The organism is Oleiphilus sp. HI0123, assembly GCF_001635315.1.
On sequence record NZ_LWGE01000797.1, the window covers coordinates 1 to 286 of the forward strand.

Consider the following 286-nt stretch of genomic DNA (forward strand, 5'->3'; position numbering starts at 1 on the left):
AAGCTTTAACTCTCTCGCGCAAACGATACCAGATTCAAAACTTACTTCCCTAGCGGATAATGAACAATGGCTCGACCTTCTTCATTTTCACCAAATAGGCTTTATTCCGCGATTTGAAAGTCAGGTTGATGACGACAGTTTTTTTATCGCTCCAGACGGAAAGTACTCGCCAAAGTCTGAGCTCAAGGCTAATATTGCAGCGTTTACTGGCGACAGCAGCAACCTTGAGCTTATTTGCCAGTTCCCTGCTCGTTTTCATTGGCTAACACAACAACTCCCTGAATTG

Annotated in this window: 1 protein-coding gene; it reads left to right on the forward strand. The window is 44.1% G+C overall.

All coding sequences use genetic code 11. The features are described 5' to 3' along the window. The coding region (locus tag A3761_RS27270) for a hypothetical protein (RefSeq protein WP_369808190.1) at positions 1-286 on the forward strand (286 nt) is incomplete at both ends.